The 16,878-nt window shown below is 70.4% G+C and carries 14 protein-coding genes and 2 pseudogenes; 12 read left to right on the forward strand and 4 right to left on the reverse strand.

Translation table 11 applies throughout. From position 1 onward, the window contains the following. Positions 1–52 precede the first annotated feature (52 nt). Positions 53–205 (reverse strand): annotated as a pseudogene (locus ACIQPR_RS47280) (transposase); the annotation flags it as partial. A 727-nt stretch (positions 206–932) separates the two neighbouring features. Between ACIQPR_RS47280 and ACIQPR_RS47285 the strand changes: the two are divergent. The 7 genes and pseudogenes from ACIQPR_RS47285 to ACIQPR_RS47315 all read left to right on the forward strand — a co-directional run bounded on the left by ACIQPR_RS47285 (position 933) and on the right by ACIQPR_RS47315 (position 10,190). Then, positions 933–1,934, forward strand: coding sequence for an ArsR/SmtB family transcription factor (locus tag ACIQPR_RS47285; protein WP_403663410.1), 1,002 nt, complete (start codon positions 933–935; stop codon positions 1,932–1,934). Positions 1,935–2,124: 190 nt separating this feature from the next. Continuing rightward, positions 2,125–2,616: a hypothetical protein gene (locus ACIQPR_RS47290; protein WP_403663413.1), complete on the forward strand. Its 492-nt coding sequence runs from the start codon at positions 2,125–2,127 to the stop codon at positions 2,614–2,616. Positions 2,617–3,494: 878 nt separating this feature from the next. Then, positions 3,495–4,067 (forward strand): DUF4232 domain-containing protein, encoded by a 573-nt coding sequence (locus ACIQPR_RS47295; protein WP_403663416.1) that lies wholly within the window; start codon positions 3,495–3,497, stop codon positions 4,065–4,067. Positions 4,068–4,759: 692 nt separating this feature from the next. Then, positions 4,760–5,215 (forward strand): annotated as a pseudogene (locus tag ACIQPR_RS47300) (SDR family NAD(P)-dependent oxidoreductase); the annotation flags it as partial. Between the two features lie 179 nt (positions 5,216–5,394). Continuing rightward, the gene (locus tag ACIQPR_RS47305; protein WP_403663419.1) at positions 5,395–8,187 is read left to right on the forward strand and encodes an AAA family ATPase; all 2,793 of its coding nucleotides are present in this window, start codon (positions 5,395–5,397) and stop codon (positions 8,185–8,187) included. A gap of 94 nt (positions 8,188–8,281) precedes the next feature. After that, positions 8,282–8,995: an SDR family NAD(P)-dependent oxidoreductase gene (locus tag ACIQPR_RS47310; protein ID WP_403663422.1), complete on the forward strand. Its 714-nt coding sequence runs from the start codon at positions 8,282–8,284 to the stop codon at positions 8,993–8,995. Positions 8,996–9,170: 175 nt separating this feature from the next. Then, entirely contained in the window at positions 9,171–10,190 is a 1,020-nt protein-coding gene (locus ACIQPR_RS47315; protein ID WP_403663425.1) for a GlxA family transcriptional regulator, read from the forward strand. Positions 10,191–10,241: 51 nt separating this feature from the next. Here the strand turns inward: ACIQPR_RS47315 and ACIQPR_RS47320 are convergent, their stop codons facing one another. Beyond that, positions 10,242–10,646: a nuclear transport factor 2 family protein gene (locus ACIQPR_RS47320; protein ID WP_403663428.1), complete on the reverse strand. Its 405-nt coding sequence runs from the start codon at positions 10,644–10,646 to the stop codon at positions 10,242–10,244. Positions 10,647–10,807: 161 nt separating this feature from the next. After that, positions 10,808–11,908 (reverse strand): TDT family transporter, encoded by a 1,101-nt coding sequence (locus tag ACIQPR_RS47325; protein ID WP_403663431.1) that lies wholly within the window; start codon positions 11,906–11,908, stop codon positions 10,808–10,810. Positions 11,909–12,122: 214 nt separating this feature from the next. On the opposite strand from ACIQPR_RS47325, the gene ACIQPR_RS47330 reads away from it, so the two are divergent. The 5 genes from ACIQPR_RS47330 to ACIQPR_RS47350 all read left to right on the forward strand — a co-directional run bounded on the left by ACIQPR_RS47330 (position 12,123) and on the right by ACIQPR_RS47350 (position 15,673). Next, complete coding sequence (locus ACIQPR_RS47330) at positions 12,123–12,818, forward strand: type 1 glutamine amidotransferase domain-containing protein (protein WP_403663434.1); 696 nt, start codon at positions 12,123–12,125, stop codon at positions 12,816–12,818. Between the two features lie 94 nt (positions 12,819–12,912). After that, on the forward strand, positions 12,913–13,530 hold the full coding sequence (locus ACIQPR_RS47335) for a VOC family protein (RefSeq protein WP_403663437.1): 618 nt from the start codon (positions 12,913–12,915) through the stop codon (positions 13,528–13,530). Further along, positions 13,527–13,895: an SDR family NAD(P)-dependent oxidoreductase gene (locus ACIQPR_RS47340; RefSeq protein WP_403663440.1), complete on the forward strand. Its 369-nt coding sequence runs from the start codon at positions 13,527–13,529 to the stop codon at positions 13,893–13,895. Before ACIQPR_RS47335 ends, ACIQPR_RS47340 begins: the two co-directional genes overlap by 4 nt. Next, the gene (locus ACIQPR_RS47345) at positions 13,864–14,235 is read left to right on the forward strand and encodes a hypothetical protein (RefSeq protein WP_403663443.1); all 372 of its coding nucleotides are present in this window, start codon (positions 13,864–13,866) and stop codon (positions 14,233–14,235) included. Before ACIQPR_RS47340 ends, ACIQPR_RS47345 begins: the two co-directional genes overlap by 32 nt. Positions 14,236–14,311: 76 nt before the next feature. Then, entirely contained in the window at positions 14,312–15,673 is a 1,362-nt protein-coding gene (locus ACIQPR_RS47350) for a dihydrolipoyl dehydrogenase family protein (protein WP_403663446.1), read from the forward strand. A 100-nt stretch (positions 15,674–15,773) separates the two neighbouring features. Here the strand turns inward: ACIQPR_RS47350 and ACIQPR_RS47355 are convergent, their stop codons facing one another. After that, a complete protein-coding gene (locus ACIQPR_RS47355) occupies positions 15,774–16,529 on the reverse strand; it encodes a transposase family protein (RefSeq protein ID WP_403663578.1) in 756 nt (251 codons plus the stop codon). Positions 16,530–16,878 lie beyond the last annotated feature (349 nt).

Genomic DNA, 16,878 nt, shown 5'->3' on the forward strand with positions numbered 1-16,878 from the left:
GGGCGTTTTGTCCCGGCGGGGTTGTTTGGTTCGAGGTTCAGGTGTCGCGCCGGTTCGGAGTGGCATCACGGCCTTCGGCTTTGCGCGCCGTGCGCCGCAGCAGGCCGTTGAGCCGGTCGAAGACGCCTTCCCTCTGCCAGGCAGCGAAGCAGGCGTAGACCGTCTCCCGGGGTGCGAGATCGTGCGGCAGGTACCGCCAGGGAAGCCAGGCAGACACCTGTCGAGGCACAGGTGAAGCTGGTCAACGCTATATGAAGGTCTTTGAGCGGTGATCACAAGGGATTGCTCTTCGGAATCGGCGGAGAGAAGAAGACTAAAATCTTCTGAGGCTGAATTCTGCCTCGGGTGAGGACGTTGACCGTTGTGTTCACCTGACACTTGGGCCGCCATCATTCGATCCTGTAACGTCGCAGGTGGTGGGTGTGCCTGGCATCCCTCTTCCTCCAGTTCCTCTGGCCGCAGTGTCCAGGCGATGGCCTTGCCCGGACGGCGTACGAGGGGTCTAGATGGAACGCGGTCCTCACCCCGGCACGTGACACCGCCGGGTCAGTCCTCCTCGTTCAGTCGGGACGCACCCTCCAGGGGGTTCTGGGGACGGGCAAGCTGCTGGACGCCGGCCGGATGCAATGTCCTCCGCCCTCCGAGGCGGCAGCGGCCTCGATCGTGAGCGGGCTGCCGAGAAGCTGCACGTCCGCCGCGACCGTGCCTCCAGGACCGTGGCTGAGACTGAGCCGGAGGCGGTGGTCGATGGTGCCTGAGCGCCGCGCAATCGGGGCGCCGTTCATCCAGGTGTGTCGATGTTCGGCGGGCCCGAGCCAACTGAAAACGCCCTTGTCCGTATCTCATGGGACGGGTGACGCTCATGGAGCAATCCCGTATTCATGGCCATGACCACCACCCCCGATGACCGACCACCATCGGAGTGACCCCCCATGTTGCGCGTGCACTTCACGCCTGACGACATCGCGCGTGTGCGCGTTGCCGCCGGGCCGGACCACCTCTGGGAGATCGTCAACAGTTTCCAGGGCCTGTTCGAGGGCGGCGACACCCTGTCGTTCGGGCTGTGGCGGCAGCTGGTGCGGCCCTGCCTCGGCGGCCCGGCGGACCGGCTGCTGGCCGGGCTGCTCCCCGGGCGCGGCTACTTTCCGGACTTCCTCACACCTACCCCGGGCAACGGCCGCGAACTGGCCGCCGCCCTCGACACCGTGCTCGGCACGTCCCACACCGCCCTGCACCGCGACCTCGCACTGCTCGCCGCCTCTCCACACCGGTGCCGGCCGTTACCGGACCTGGCCCGGTCGCTCGCCGACGGCGAACCCGAGGCCCTGCGCCGGCTGGGCACCGCCCTGCACGGCCACCACCGGCGGGCCATCGCCCCGTTCTGGCCGCAGATCCGTGCCCAGGTCGACGCCGACCGGGCCGCCCGCGCCCGTGCCGTCCTGACGGGCGGCACCGACGGGCTGCTGGCGAGCTTCCATCCCGTGCTGCGCTGGCGCCCGCCGGTGCTGGAGGCCGACTATCCCGTCGACCGCGAAGTCCGCCTGGAGGGGCGCGGGGTGGTGCTGCAACCCTCTTTCTTCTGCACCCGCAGACCCATCACCCTGGCCTTTCCTGCAGCCGACTGGACGCCGGTGCTGGTCTACCCGATCGAGCACACCCCGGACTGGGTGAGCAGCGGCAGCCGGCATGGTACGGAGCTGGGCGCGCTGCTCGGCCGGACCCGGGCCGCGATCCTGGAGGACGTCGTCACCGGCCGGACTACCGGCGAACTCGCCGCGCGGGTCGGCATCTCCGGCGCCGCCGTCAGCCAGCACACCGCCGTGCTGCGCCGGGCCGGCCTACTGCTCAGCGTCCGGCACAGCAAGTACGTCGTCCACACCATCACCCAGGTCGGCATCGCCCTGCTCGAAGCCCGGCCCGGGCCGTCCGTCTGACGGGGGCCGCCGCAAGCAGGAATCGTCGTCTCCGGCGGGCAAGGCAGGTCTCCTTCACGTGCCGGACCACTGGCACAAAGAGCAACGGCCGACCCTGAAGCCACGGCTTAAACGTGTGGTGCGGCAACGGCGGTCGCGGACAGTCTGGTGGCGTCCAAGTCGCCGTTTTTCACAGGGGGTTGAAGACACAATGCGCGACAAACGATCCATCATCGGGCTCCTCGGCGCGCTGGCTGTGGCGCTGGCGGCCCTGTTCGTCGCGGGCCCGGCCCAGGCCGCTCCGCAGCAGGGCGCGGCCAAGGGCGGCCACGTGCTGGTGCTGCCTGCGGCACCGGCCGGGGTGACGCCCAAGTCCGCCGCGGCGAGCTCGCCGACCACCTCGCCGGCTGCCAGCAGGGTCGTCCACGTGGCCAGCGGCAGCACGGTCAGCTGCACCAGCGGGAGCCTCTGCACTGCAGTGTGGGATCCCACGACGAGTGACTGGAAGGTCTTCTTCCTCTACAACTGCGCCCGGTACTCGCTGTCGTACTGGGACGGCAGCGGCTATTACGTCGACTCGCAGACCGGTGGGGTCACCTCGTACTTCTACGGTCAGAGCGGCAACGTGCTCAAGCAGTTCACGCCCGACAACACCGTGTACAGCTACGACTGGACGCCGGTCTGGTCCATCCGCAACTGCTGACCCACGGGTGAACGCGCTGACGCCCCGGCCGTCCACGACGGCCGGGGCGCAAGCGCGTTCCTGAACGTTCCCGGCCCGAGGACTGCACGCCTGGCCTCACGTTCTCCACCCACCGCCTCACAGCGGACGCCGACCTCGCCGTCGACGGGCTGCTGCTCGACTTCAAGAGCACCCGGCTCATCGAGGGCTGCACGTCCGACGAGGTACCGCAGGAAGCAGAGGAGGAAGACCGGGTCCGCCGGCTGCTCCAGCGCCTGGCGCCCGTCACCGAACCCGGCCACCGCAAGGTCTGCACTCAGCCCTGCCCCGGCTCCGGGTGCCGGCCCCGCGAGTTCCACTCACCCTGGTGCCGCGTCCGCGCCCGGGTTCTGCGACGCTGCGGACTGGCGCACGGCGGACCGGTGCCGCTGCTCCCAGTCTCGCGCAAGGAGCGCCTGGACCTCCCGGGCGACGCGGAGATCGTGAGCCTGACAACTCGAATCCCCAGGCAGCCCGACTCCTCTGTGAGAAGTGGTAGGTGCAGGAGCCGAAGGCCGGCGTGTCCCGTGCCACTGGATCTTGACTGTTCGCCATCGGACTTCGACGGACGCGATTTTGTGTCATCGGAGTTTGATCACCGCAGGTCAGCGACTCAGAGCGCCTTCGGTACGCACCGGGGGAGTGGTAGACCCCCGGCGCGCTGGAGGTGCTTCTGTGTGCCCTGACGGCAATCTGTACAGGGTGCGGCCTGGCGTCACCGTTCCGTCACAAGCAGTCGCCGCACGGAACCCTGCCGCTGTCCCGCCCTCTCTGCACTCACGTACCAACGACCACGCGTACCGCGGGGCAACAACCGACGACCGAAACCCGCGGACGACACGACTCAGGGGGACGACAGCATGCGGCACAGCAACGGCATTCGCAGGGCGGCTCTGGCGGCGACGGCGGTGACCGTCGTCGCGACGGCGGTCACCGGCATCCTGCCGGGCATCGCCATGGCGGCGAGCACCACCACCTCCACCCCGCCGCCCGCCTGCCCGGCCTCCGCCCTCCGGGTCAGCGCCTGGCAGGCCGCCCACCCGCCCGTCGGGACCGGGACCGGGGCGGCGGTCGTGCAGTTCACCAACGTCTCCCGGAAGACGTGCGTCCTGAAGGGCCATCCGACGACGGTCGCCGGCGCCGGCAATGGCTCCCCCTCCCACAACACCCCGCTCAAGGTCACCCCCACCGGCAGGGCGGCCACCGTGACGGTCCGGCCGCACGGCAAGGCGTGGGTGAAGCTGACCTTCGTCCAGGTCCAGGGCGAGGGCGACGGCTACTGCGTGTCGGGCAAGACCCCGGCGGCGTATCCGACGATGGTCATCGGGCTGCCGCACTCCGGGAAGCACCAGGTCGCCCTGAACGACGGGTGGTGGGCCGAGTGTGACAACAAGGTGACTGTCACCCCGGTCTCGGCGGTCAAGCCTTCCTGACACCCGTCCCCGCACAACGAGCGGCCTGCATGACGATCGCAGGGCTCCGCCCTGCACGTTGACGAGGAACTGCACATAAGCGCAGGTCAGTGACTCAGCCTACTTTCGGTGCGCTGAGTCACTGACCTGCGGTGATGACACAAACTCGCATCCGTCGAAGTCCGATGGCAAGCGGTCAAGATCCAGTGGCACGGGATACTGCGGTTGCTGCACGACGGCGTGGTGCAGCACGGTTGTTGCTCGAAGGTGTCCGGATGAGGGCTGCTCCGGGTCCTTCGTGGTCAGCTGTCCTTGACTGTGAGGCCGATGTGCTGGGCGAGGGTGGCTGCGAGGTTGAAGAGCTGGAGGGGGCTGATCGTGGCGGCGACGACGGCTGTTTCGGAAGTGATCGCCGAGGCCCTCCGCGAACCGGCCCCACAGCTGCTCCAGCAGGTCGATCACGTCGGCGGCCGAACGCGCCGGACCCGCCACGAGGTCCGTCAGCTCCACCGGAGCCTTCACCGGAGCACCCGGCTCGGCCGGCAACTCCTTCTCGACCAGGCCGAAACCCGTCTCCTGGACACGGCTGGACGGTGACCGGCATGAGCCGGACGCCGCCACGCACCCGACCAGGGCTGACATGGCTGCCAACGGACCTGACCCGCCCCGATCCGCTCCCCGAAACGCTCAGCTAGACCGCCCCGGTCGACGTCGTCACGCATGCCGCCGGACTCCAGCGCACGGCACCGCTCGGCCGCCTCACCGCGGACGACGGCGCACACGTGCAGGCGGCCTGCGTCCTGGTGGACTCGCTCACCGGTCGCCTGCGGGACGGCGGCCGGGTCGTCCTGATCGGCAGCCGCACCATGGCGGGCGTACCGGGCAAAAGCCGGTACGCCGCCACCAAGGCCGCGCTGTCGGCGCTCGCCCGGCCATGGGCAGTGGAGCTCGCACTGCGGCGCGTGACGGAGAACGTGGTGGCTCCGGGCCCGACACGCACCCCGATGCTCCGCGACAGCGGACGTAATAGCACCCCTCCGGTGACACCGCCGCCGGGACGCCTGATCGACCCGGCGGAGATCGCAGGCCTGACCGCGTTCCTGCTCGGCCCGGACGGCCGGTCCGTGACCGGTCGGACCTGGATCGTCTGCGGCGGTGCGTCACCGTGACGGGACGGGGTAGGGCGTACCGGTGCCGCACCGTCCGCGGAAAAACGGACATATCGACCTGGCTGGTAAAGGGCTCTGCGGCAGGCCGGGCTTTATCTGGCGTGGACTCCGGCCATCATGCTCTGCTTGTACCGTGTGAAAGGTGGCGCGGGGGCCGACTGCGACGAAAGCGGGCAACCGTGGCAGGTCTGGAGAACGGACCAGGACGCGGGAACAAGGTCGGCCTGCTCGGACGCGAGGCCGAGTGCGCCGCCCTCGACAGACTCGTCGACGTCCTCCGTACGGGAGAGAGCCGCGCACTCGTGATCCACGGGCCGCCCGGCATCGGCAAGTCGGCACTGCTGGGACACCTGACGGACTCTCCGGGCGACCTGCGCGTGCTGCGCGCGGTCGGCATCGAATCCGAAATGGAGCTGCCGTTCGCGACGCTGCACCAGCTCTGCGTGCCACTGGTCGACCGCCTGGAGGACCTGCCCGCCCCACAGTGCAGGGCACTCTCGACCGTCTTCGGGATGCGCGCGGGACCGCCGCCCGACCGCTTCCTGGTGGGCATGGCGGTGCTCGGTCTGCTGTCCGACGCGTCGCGCAAGCGCCCACTCCTGTGCCTGGTCGACGACGCCCACTGGATGGACCGCGCCTCGGCGCAGGCCCTGGGATTCGTCGCCCGCCGCCTCATGGCGGAGTCGATCGCCCTCGTCTTCGGCGCCCGCGAACGGGCCCCGGAACTGCGCGGACTGCCGGACCTGGAAGTCACCGGACTTCGGGACGAGGCCGCGCACACCCTGCTTGAATCCGTCACGCACACCCCTCTCGACCACGACGTGAGCAGCCGGTTCGTGGCCGAGACCCAGGGCAACCCCCTCGCCCTCCTCGAACTGCCCCGCTCCCTCTCGGTGACCCAACTGGCCGGAGGCTTCGGCCTGTTGAACACCGACACCGTGCCCGGCCTGATCGAGCAGAGTTTCCTGCGTCGGATCGAGGACCTGCCCGAACAGACCAGACTGCTCCTGCTGATAGCCGCAGCCGACCCCGTCGGCGATCCCGCCCTGGTGTGGCGGGCCGCCGACCGGCTCGGAGTGACACCCGAGGAAGCACTCGCCGACGGCACGGACGGGCTGCTGTCGTTCGACCTGCGCGTCACCTTCCGGCACCCGCTGGTCAGGTCGGCCGTTTACCGGTCGGCCACGGAGAGCTACCGCCGGTCGGCGCACCAGGCACTGGCTCTGGCGACCGACCCGCGGCTGGACCCGGACCGCCGGGCCTGGCACCTGGCGTCCGCCACGGCCGGCCCGGACGAGTCGGTCGCCGCCGAGCTCGAACGGTCCGCCGGACGGGCACAGGCGCGGGGCGGCCTCGCAGCCGCCGCCGCGTTCCTCCAGCGGTCCGTTGTCCTCACCGTGGATGCCTCGCGGCGAGCCGAACGCGCGGTCGCGGCCGCGGACGCCAGCCTCCAAGCGGGCGACCTCGACGCCGCCCGCCGCTACGTCGACGTCGCCGACCAGCACGCCCGAAGCGACTTTCAGCGGGTACGGGCGGACCTGGTCCGCAGCCAGATCACCTTTGCGGCGGGCCTCGACCGTGAGGCTCCACCGCTACTGCTCACGGCCGCGCGACGACTCGAACGGTTCGACGCGAAGCTCGCCCGCGAGACCTACCTGCTCGCCTGGGGCACGTCCGCGCTGATCGCCGCCGATGCCGTCAGCCTCACGGCGATCTCCGAGGCCATGCGGCGGCTGCCACGGTCGACGGCACCGCCCCATGCCCTCGATCTCGTGACCGAGGGCTACGCGCTGCTGGTCACCGACGGCCGGGCGGCCGCCGTACCGGTCCTGGAGCGTGCGGCCGTCGCGCTCGTCGACCTGCCCGCACGCGATCTGCTCAAGTGGGGCTGGGTGGCCAACGGTGTCAGCGCGGCCGTATGGGACGACCGGGCCATGCGCACCACGTACGGCCGGACCGTCGACGTGGCGCGCGCCGCAGGCGCCCTCACCGAACTCCCTTTCTGTCTCGCGTCGTTGGGGATGGCCACGACCTGGACCGGGAACTTTGCCGGCGCCGAGGCGATCATCGACGAGGCGGACATCGTTGCCGCGGCGACCGGTGTTCCCATCGCCCCGCACGTCAAGCTGCGCCTCGGTGCGCTGCGGGGCCGCACCGCCGACGTCGAGCCCCTTGTCTCGGCCACGGTCGAGGAAGCCGGCGCGAGTGGCCAGCTGATGGGCGTCACCGTGGCCCAGTGGTCGGCGGCCGTGCTCTACAACGGCCTGGCCCGCTACGAGCAGGCACTGGCCGCCGCGCAGAGCAGTGCCCGGATCCCCGAACTGTGGGTCTCGGTGTGGGTGCTGCCCGAGCTCGTGGAGGCTGCCGTACGCGTCGGTGACACGGAGGTCGCCGGTGGGGCGCTGGAAGGCCTCACGGATGCGGCAGCACCGTGCGACACCGACTGGGCGCAGGGAATCCTGGCCCGCTGCCGGGCCCTGCTCAGCGACGGTGCCTCCGCCGACGGCCTCTACCGCGGGGCGATGGAACGGCTGTCCCGGACGCACCTGCGCCCCGAACTCGCGCGTACCCACCTGCTGTACGGCGAGTGGCTGCGCCGCAAGCGCCGGCGCGTCGAGGCCAGGGAGCAGCTGCGGACCGCGTACAGGATGTTCGCGGCCATCGGGATGGAGGCGTTCGCCGAACGAGCCCGCAGGGAACTACTGGCCAGTGGGGAGTCGATCCGCAAGCACCGCCTGGAGACGTCCTCGGGGGAGGAACTGACGCCGCAGGAGAAACAGATCGCGCTGCTCGTGCGAGACGGCTTCTCCAACCCGGAGGTGGGCTCCCGGCTGTTCCTGAGCCCGCGGACGGTCGAGTGGCACCTGCGGAAGATCTTCACCAAGCTGTCGATCACCTCCCGCAGACAGCTCCGTGACGCCCTGCCCCGCAGCGCGTACGAGTCCGCGCCGGAGCGGGGGCTCAGTGGATGAGCCGCCGTCCCCCCGCTCGGGCGCTCCACCGCTCGCCGCGCGAGAAACCGGTCCGCTCCACAGAAGAACGAGAACGCGAGCGAGGCAGCCGATCATGGACCTCCCCGACAAGAAGGTCGCCGTCATCACCGGTGCGTCCCAGGGCATCGGTGCCGGTCTTGTCGCCGCCTACCGCAAGCTCGGCCACCAGGTCGTCGCGACCTCGCGCACCATCCCACCCTCCGACGACCCGGACGTCCTCACCGTGCGCGGCGACATCGCCGACCCCGCCACGGCCGAGCGCCTCGCCGCCACCGCGACGGGGCGGTTCGGACGCATCGACACCCTGATCAACAACGCCGGCCTCTTCATCGGCAAACCGTTCACCGAGTACACACGGGAGGATTACGAAGCGATCATCGGCGTCAACCTGACCGGCTTCTTCCGGATCACCCAGCTCGCCGTCGAGCAGATGCTCCGACAGGGCGGCGGACACATCGTCCAGATCACCACCAGCCTCGCCGACTACGCCAGTTCCGCCGAACCCTCGGTGCTCGCCTCACTGACCAAGGGCGGCCTCCAGTCCGCCACCAGGTCCCTCGCCATCGAGTACGCGTCCCGTGGCATCCGCAGCAACGCGGTTTCGCTGGGCATCATCCGAACGCCGATGCACCCGGGCGAGTACGACGAGGAACTCGCGAAGAGGCATCCGCTCGGGCGGATGGGTGAGGTCGAGGACGTCGTCGAGGCCGTCCGCTACCTGGAGACCGCCTCCTTCGTGACGGGCGTGACCTTGCACGTCGACGGAGGCCGCAGCGCCGGCCACTGAGGAGCGGTGGGAGGCTGCGTCTCCCAACAGGGAGCGAACAAGTCGTGGCGCCCGTCGCGATCGCGGACGAAGGATTGCGGGTGCGGGGCGCTGTGCGCATCGGGCCGCCGTCGACAGGCCGGCGTGATCTCCCGGACGGTCCGGGGCGCCCGCCCGCACGGTTGGGAGGCAGCCGATGAACGGCAACCGTTCTGGGACGAACCCGCTGACCGTCACCGTGTTGGTGTTCCCCGGCGCGCGACTGCTCGACGTGACCGGCCCGATCGAGGTGTTCGCCACGGCCAACGAGTTCGGCGCCCGCTACCGCGTGCAGATCGTGTCCGAGGACGGGGCCGACGTGATCACCTCGGCCGGGACCCGCATCAGCGCCGACCGCTCGGTCGACGACGTCCGTGGACCCTCGGACGTGCTGCTGATTCCGGGCGGTCCCGAGTGGGAGACGCTGATCAAGGACGACGCCCTGCTGGACGCGGTGCGGCGCCTGAACGGGACAGCGGCCTGTACGGCCTCGGTGTGCACGGGAGCGTTCCTGCTGGCCGCAGCCGGCCTGCTCGACGGCCGCCGGGCGACGACCCACTGGCGCTTCACGCGCCAACTCGCCCTGCGCTACCCGTCCGTGTGGGTCGAACCCGACGCGGTCTTCGTACGCGACGGCGAGATGATGAGCTCGGCCGGGGTGAGTGCCGGAATCGATCTGTCCCTGGCGCTGGTGGAGGAGCACTACGGCGCGGAGGTCGCCCGGGCGGTCGCCAAGGACATGGTCGTCTTCATGCAACGTCCCGGAGGCCAGTCCCAGTTCAGCGTCCGCTCTCAAGTCCCCTACACGTGGCACGAGTTGCTACGGCGGATCCTGGATGCCGTGGTCGAGGACCCGGGAGCCGACCACAGCCTGACCGCGATGGCGCGACGGTCGGGCGTCAGCGTCCGCCACCTGACCCGGCTCTTTCACGAGGAGGCGGGCACGACCCCGGGCAGGTATGTGGAACAGGTACGGGTTGAAGCCGCTCAGAGACTGCTGGAGACGAGCGACGCCTCCATGGCGGTGGTGGCGCGCCGCACAGGATTCGGTTCGTCCGAGTCCCTGCGCCGCGCGTTCGCGCGACACCTGGGCGTCACACCAGGCGCCTTCCGTGCAAGGTTCCGTACGACCGGCATGCTACTGAACGACGCGGAACCGGCCGGGACTTCGCGGTAATCGGCGGAGGCGGACGTCCGGCCGGTACGGCGGATAGGCGTCCTGCCTCGGTCAGGCCTCGGTCTCGCCCCCACCCGGCATCGGCTCGGCAAGCGCGGCCCGCGACTCGGGCGCGACGAAAGGGTCGGCGAAGTACTGCGTCTCGTGCACCACTTGACCGTCGGCGAACTCCATGACGCTCACCGAGACGGTGGGCACCCCGTCGTAGGTGATGACGCACTCGCTCACCCACAGATTGCCGCCGCCCACGATCCGCCGGAGGGTGAAGTGCCGGTCCGCGGCGTGTCCCCCTCGCTGCGCCGAGATCGAGGCGCGCCCGCGGAAGCGCTCTCCCGACTGCGGGTAGTCCAGGACCGCGTCCACGGCGTAGAGGGCGTGCTCGGCCTCGATGTCGCCGCGCTCCGACGCCCGCCAGTGCTCCTCGATCGCGGCCCTGATGCCGATGTCCGGATCCATCGCGTGATCCCTTCGGTGAGCGGGTGGAGGGGGCAGGTGGGCTCCGGAAAGGCTCGGAGGCTCACTCCACCGTATGGGCCAGACGGCCGCCTCGCGTCCCCGGCGCGGTCGGATCCGGACGATCGATTCCTACGGGCACACGATGCGGCAATCACCGGAGCTCACTCCACGATCTGCCGGGCGGGACGGCGCACGTGCCGGGCGGCGTGCCGCAGCGAGTGGCCCGCCACCACCAGCCAGGCCAGGACAAGAGCCGCGTACAGCAAGGTAGTTGTCCAGGCGAGCGGTGCGGATCCGGTGCGGGCGGCGAGGGCGCCGGTGGCCGTCACGCAGGCACCCACCGGGAAGATGAAGGACCACCACGTCGGCGCGAACGGCAGACCGGCCCGGATCGTCCGTACCGTCAGTCCCGCGGCGAGGGTCAGCCAGAGCATGGCGAAGCCCCACATCACGATGCCGCCCAGCAGCGCGAACACCGCGGCACCGCGGGCGTAGGGCGCGGGCAGTGCGGCCGGTGCCACCGTGGCGAGCGCGCCGAGCGCCGTCACCGACTGCCCCAGCGCGCCCAGACCGATCCACACGGTGGGCACCGTGGCTCCGGTGGGCACCTCGTGGTGCACCAGGCGGCCGTAGATCATGGCCAGTATCAGCAGCGTCGCGACCAGGCCCAGTCCGAGCATCGCGTAGCCCAGCAGGAGGGTGAGCCGCGGCTGCCCGGCAGGCGTGTGCGGGACCAGCAGCGCGCCCGTCGCGGCGGAGACCATCGGCACCACCACCGGCATCAGCCAGCCGCCGAACGCCGCGTCCGGGGCGAAGAGGTGCCGCGTGATCATGAGGTACGGCACCGTGCAGGCGGTGACCAGGCCGAGCGCGGTGCCGGTCAGCCACAGCACCCAGTCCACGCCCACCGCCGCGTCGAGCCCGATCACGTCCTTGCCCAGCAGGAGTGCGCCGGCGCCCACCGTGAGCAGCGCCATCGGGGGCGCGCCGAAGAACTGGGCCATCATCGGGTCGGCGGCGTGGGAACGGATCGCCCGCTGCCCGAGGTAGCGCGCGGCCAGCACGACCAGCAGCACGCAGGCGCCCGCCCACACCACCGTGGCCGCCGCCCGCAGCTCGGGAAAGGCGTGCGGCAGGGCCGCCGCCGCGTTGGCGACGATGCCTGTGCCCATCACCGCCGCGAACCAGGTGGGGCCGATGAGCGGGCGGGTCGCCCCGCGGGCGGCGGGAGGCGAGGGACGGGTCCGAAGCGAGAGATCCATGATTCGCACGCTAGGTGCGGGACGGACGGTTTTGTTGATCATGTCCGGATGTGAGGGGGCCCTGGCACGGATCGAGCGTGGGAGGGCCGCGGGCCGGTGAGGACCAGGGTTTCCCACGGGTGCGACCGGACGCCTTCGCGCGGGAGCGTGACGAGTGCAAGCGGTTCCGTGCCTACGACACGGAGTCGGATCCCGGACGGCAGGAGTGGTCGTGATGGCGAAGGTGCTTTTCGTGGTGAGCGGAGCGACGTACTGGGTCCTCAAGGACGGCACCAGGTATGCGACCGGCTACTGGGCCGAGGAGTTCGCGGCCCCGTACAAGGCGATTACCGACGCGGGACACGAGGTCGTGGTCGCCACCCCGAACGGTGTGACACCCAACGTCGACATGATGAGCCTGCGCCCCTCCATGGCGGGCGGCGAGCAGGGAGCCCTCGAACTGGAGGAGATCATCCGCTCCGCCGAGGTGATGCGCAGGCCGCTGCAACTGTCCGACGTCCGGCTCAAGGACTACGACGCGGTGTACCTGCCCGGCGGCCACGGCCCGATGTCCGACCTGTGGCTGGACGCGGACGTGGGCCGGATCCTGACGGCGCAGCTCGCCTCGGGCAAGCCCCTCGCGATCGTCTGCCACGGCCCCGCGTCGATCCTGGCCACCCGCATCCACGGCAAGTCCCCCTTCACCGGCTACCGGATCACCTGCTTCACCGACGAGGAGGAAGAGGGCGTCGGGCTTGCCTCCCGGGCGCCGTGGCTGCTGGAGACGGAGCTCAAGGAGAAGATCGGCGTCGAGTTCAGCCGCGGCGAGATCTGGAAGCCGTACATGGTCGAGGACCGCAACCTCATCACCGGACAGAACCCGGCCTCCGCCGCGGTCCTCGCCGAGCGGCTGTTGGTGCTGCTGAAGTAGCGGCACGACCAGTGAGAGTCCCTGGCGCGAAGCACCGGGCGCGAGGAGGAGCCTCGTGATGTCGGCTTTTCGTCCCAGTGCGGAGGCGTGAACCATGGACATGAAGCTTGAGGTCGTCGTGGTGCCGGTGACGGACGTGGACCGGGCCAAGGACTTCTACGCGGCATTGGGCTGGCGGCTCGACGCCGACGTCGCCACCGGCGAGGACTTCCGCGTCGTGCAGATGACCCCGCCGGGCTCCCCGGCATCGGTGATCTTCGGCACCTCGGTGACGTCGCAGACACCGGGCTCCGCCCAGGGCCTGCATCTGATCGTCGACGACATCGACGCCGCCCACGACGAACTCAAGCAGCGCGGCGCGGACCCCGGCGACGTGTTCCACGACGTCGGCGGGGTCTTCCACCACGCCGGGACCGACGCCCGTGTGCCGGGCCCCGACCCGCGGCGCAGCAGCTACGGCTCGTTCCTGTCGTTCAACGATCCGGACGGCAACGGCTGGGTGCTCCAGGAGATCACCACCAGGCTCCCGGGCCGTTTGGACCCCGCTACGACGGCCTTCGCCTCGGCCTCGGACCTGGCGAGCGCGCTGCGCCGCGCAGCGGCCGCACACGGCGGGCACGAGGCGCGTACCGGCGAGGAGGATCGGGACTGGCCGGACTGGTACGCGCGCTACATGGTGAGCGAACAGGCCGGCACCGAGCTGCCTACATGAGCTCCCCGGCAGCCGGGGCACTGGCCGGGGCCGTCGCCCTCGTCACCGGCGCCAGCAGCGGCATCGGTGCCGCGACCGCGCGCAGGCTGGCCGACGAGGGCGCGGCGGTGGCACTCGTCGCCCGCCGCCGGGAGCGCCTGAGCCTGCTCGCCGAGGACATCGAGCGGAAGGACGGCCGGGCCCGGGTGGTGCAGGCCGCCATCACCGAGCCCGAGCTCGGCCACCTGCCGCGGGGAGGTCGCGGCGGCGTCGATCAGGTGCGGGACCGCGGCGTGCGTGACGTGCAGCAGCGCGGACACGTTCAGCGCGACCATCCGGTCCCACTCCTCGACGGTGGTGTGCAGGGGCCGTGCCAAGGAGCATGACTCCGGCATTGTTGACCAGGATGTCCAGGCGCCCCAGCTCCTCGCGGGTTTCCTGGACCGCCTGGTACCCGAGTTCGGCCTGACCGGCTTCACCGAGGCACTGCGCCAGGAACTCCTAGTCGAGCGCGTCCGCGTCGGCGTGGTCGAACCCGGCGCCGTGCAGACAGAACTGGTCCACCACCTCGGCGAAGCCACCCGCACCGCGGTCCTCCGACAGGTCAGCGGCATCGAACCACTTCAGGCCGCCGACATCGCGGACGCGATCGGCTACATCGTCACGCGGGACCGCCAGGTGGCCGTCAACGAGATGCTGATCCGCGCCGGCGGCCAGACATGGTGACGGGGCAGGGCCGACGCGACACGGGACACGGCATAGGGGGAAACGCGGACGGGGGACGCAGACGGGAGGCGGACGGATGAAGCACGACCACGACGTCATCGTGATCGGCGGCGGCTCACCCGGTGAGCATTGCGCGGGCGCCCTCGCGGCCGGCGGACTGCGCGTGGCGCTCGTGGAGCGCGAGTTGGTCGGCGGGGAGTGCTCGTACTTCGCGTGCATCCCCTCCAAGACCCTGCTGCGCCCGGGCGAGGCGGTCCAGGGCGCACGCGAGGCCGCCGTCACCGCCGAGGTGGACGTCGAACAGACTCTGGCCTGGAGGGACTTCATGGTGTCGGACTACTCCGACGCCGGACAGGAGCGCTGGCTGGCCGCCAACGGCATCGACCTGCTGCGGGGTTCGGGACGGCTCGCCGGACCGGGCGCGGTGGAGGTGGCCGGTACCCGCTGCACGGCCGACCACGTCGTCCTGGCCACCGGCGCCTCGCCGGTCGTGCCTCCCGTACCCGGCCTCCGTGAACTGACGGGCATCTGGACCAACCGCGAGGTCACCGGTATGAAGGCGGTCCCGAGGCGGCTGCTCGTCCTGGGGGCCGGACCAGTCGGCGTCGAGATGGCACAGGCGGTACGGCGTCTCGGCGGCGAGGTGGTGCTCATCGGCCAGGACGACCACGTGCTCCCGCGTGAGCCCGCGCAACTGGGCCGAGCCCTCGGTGAAGCACTGCGGCGCGACGGCATCGAACTCGTACTGGGCCGCCGTGCCGTCGCCGCCCGCCAGGACGCCGAGGACTACGTCCTGGTCCTCGACGACGGGCGTGAACTGCGCGGCGACAAGCTGCTGGTGGCCACCGGACGCCGCCCCCGGACCCACGACCTGGGCCTCGAAACGGTCGGCGTCAGCCCCACCGACAGAGGCATCCCTGTCGACAGCCGCCTGCGCGCCGCGGAACGGCTCTGGGTCGTCGGCGACGCGACCGGCCTGTGGATGCTCACCCACGTCGGCAAGTACCAGGGCGAGGTCGTCGCCGACAACATCCTCGGCCACCCCCGGGATGCCGACTACACGGCCGTACCTCGGGTGGTCTACACCGACCCACAGGCGGCGGCCGTGGGAGCGACCGAGGCACGCTTCAGGGCCACGGTCCCCATCTCCGAGGTGGCCAAGACCGCCGCCTACACCCGCGCCTACGCCGACGCCGTGGGCTTCCTGACGCTGCTCAGCGACGGCCGGACGATCACCGGCGCCCAGGCGCTGGGTCCGGAGGCGGGGGAGTGGCTGCAACAGGCGACCCTGGCCGTCCGCGCCCGGGTCCCGCTGGAGGTACTGCGCGACACCATCCAGCCGTTCCCGACCTTCTCGGAGATCTACGTCGCCGCCCTCACCGACCTCCACCACCAGGTCGCCCGCGGCAGCGGGGACGCGGGGCGGGTCCCCGTATGACGCGCCGGTCCTCCGCCGTGCGGTTGGCCTTGCGCCGACGAAGAACGGACGAAGAAAGGTGGCTGACGCCATGCGTTCGGACATCGAGCCTTTTCCAACCTCACGCTGATGCGTGGTGAAGGACGAGGACGGCCTGCACTACGTTGGTGATTCGGTTGGTGCTGCAGCGGAGCTTCCGCAGGAGGCGCCAGCCCTTGATGGTGGCCATGGCCCGCTCACTGAGGCAGCGGATCTTGGCGTGGGTGGTGTTGTGGCGACGCTTCCATCGCTTGAGGCGGCGGCCCCGAAACGGTACGCGGACGGGTCCGCCGGTGCCTTGGTATGCCTTGTCCGCCCAGCATTTGAGTCCCGCATCGGCGAGGGCTTCGATGATGGCGTGCTGCCGCGCGGCGGTCAGGTCGTGAGTCGAGCCGGGCAGAGCCGACGAGGCCCAGAGCAGCCGTCCGAATGGATCGGTGAGGACCTGGACGTTCATGCCGTGGCGTTTGTGTTTCCCTGAGTAGTACGGGGTGCCGGCGGCGATGCGGTCGATCGGCAGCAGGGTGCCGTCGAGGATCACGAACGCCTTCGTCCGGATCGTCTTCATCGCCTCGGTCAGGGACGGGGCGAGGGCGGCCAGGGCCTCGACAGCTTCACGTATGTAGCGGTAGACGGTCGCGATCCCGATGCCGAACCCGGCAGCGAGCTGGGTGTAGGTGTCACCGCACCGTAGATGGGCCAGGGCGAGCAGTGCCTGACGTGCGGCGGGAAGGCGCCGCCACCGCGTTCCGATCTCCTGCCGCCGGGCTGCCAATTGTCCGGTCAGGAACCGCAGGATGCGGCTGGACAGGTCAATCGAGGACGGGTAGACAAGCACGCGAAGCTCCTGGCGGACACGGGTGATCTTGGTCGAGAACCCGTCTACCAGGAGCTTCGTCGTTGCGCAGGGCAGTCCAACTCGCGGACAGGCACCACAGCTTGAAAAGGGCTCTCCATGTTCTGCATGCTCGAACGCAACTCTCCCTGCCCCCGTCACTGCCCACGGTGATCGCTTCGATGTGCTTGCAAGGGACCAAGAGATGCTCCTCTGGGCATGGAACTGCTGCACCGCCGCGAGGTTCGCGGCCTACCGGGCGTCCTGCGCTGTGCGGCGCTCTCCGTCGCCTGCCGGATCACGTTCTGGAGCGGTGCCGAGGGGATCAGCATGGTGTCTACGTCCGCCCAAT

The organism is Streptomyces sp. NPDC091280, assembly GCF_044768565.1.
GTDB lineage: Bacteria > Actinomycetota > Actinomycetes > Streptomycetales > Streptomycetaceae > Streptomyces.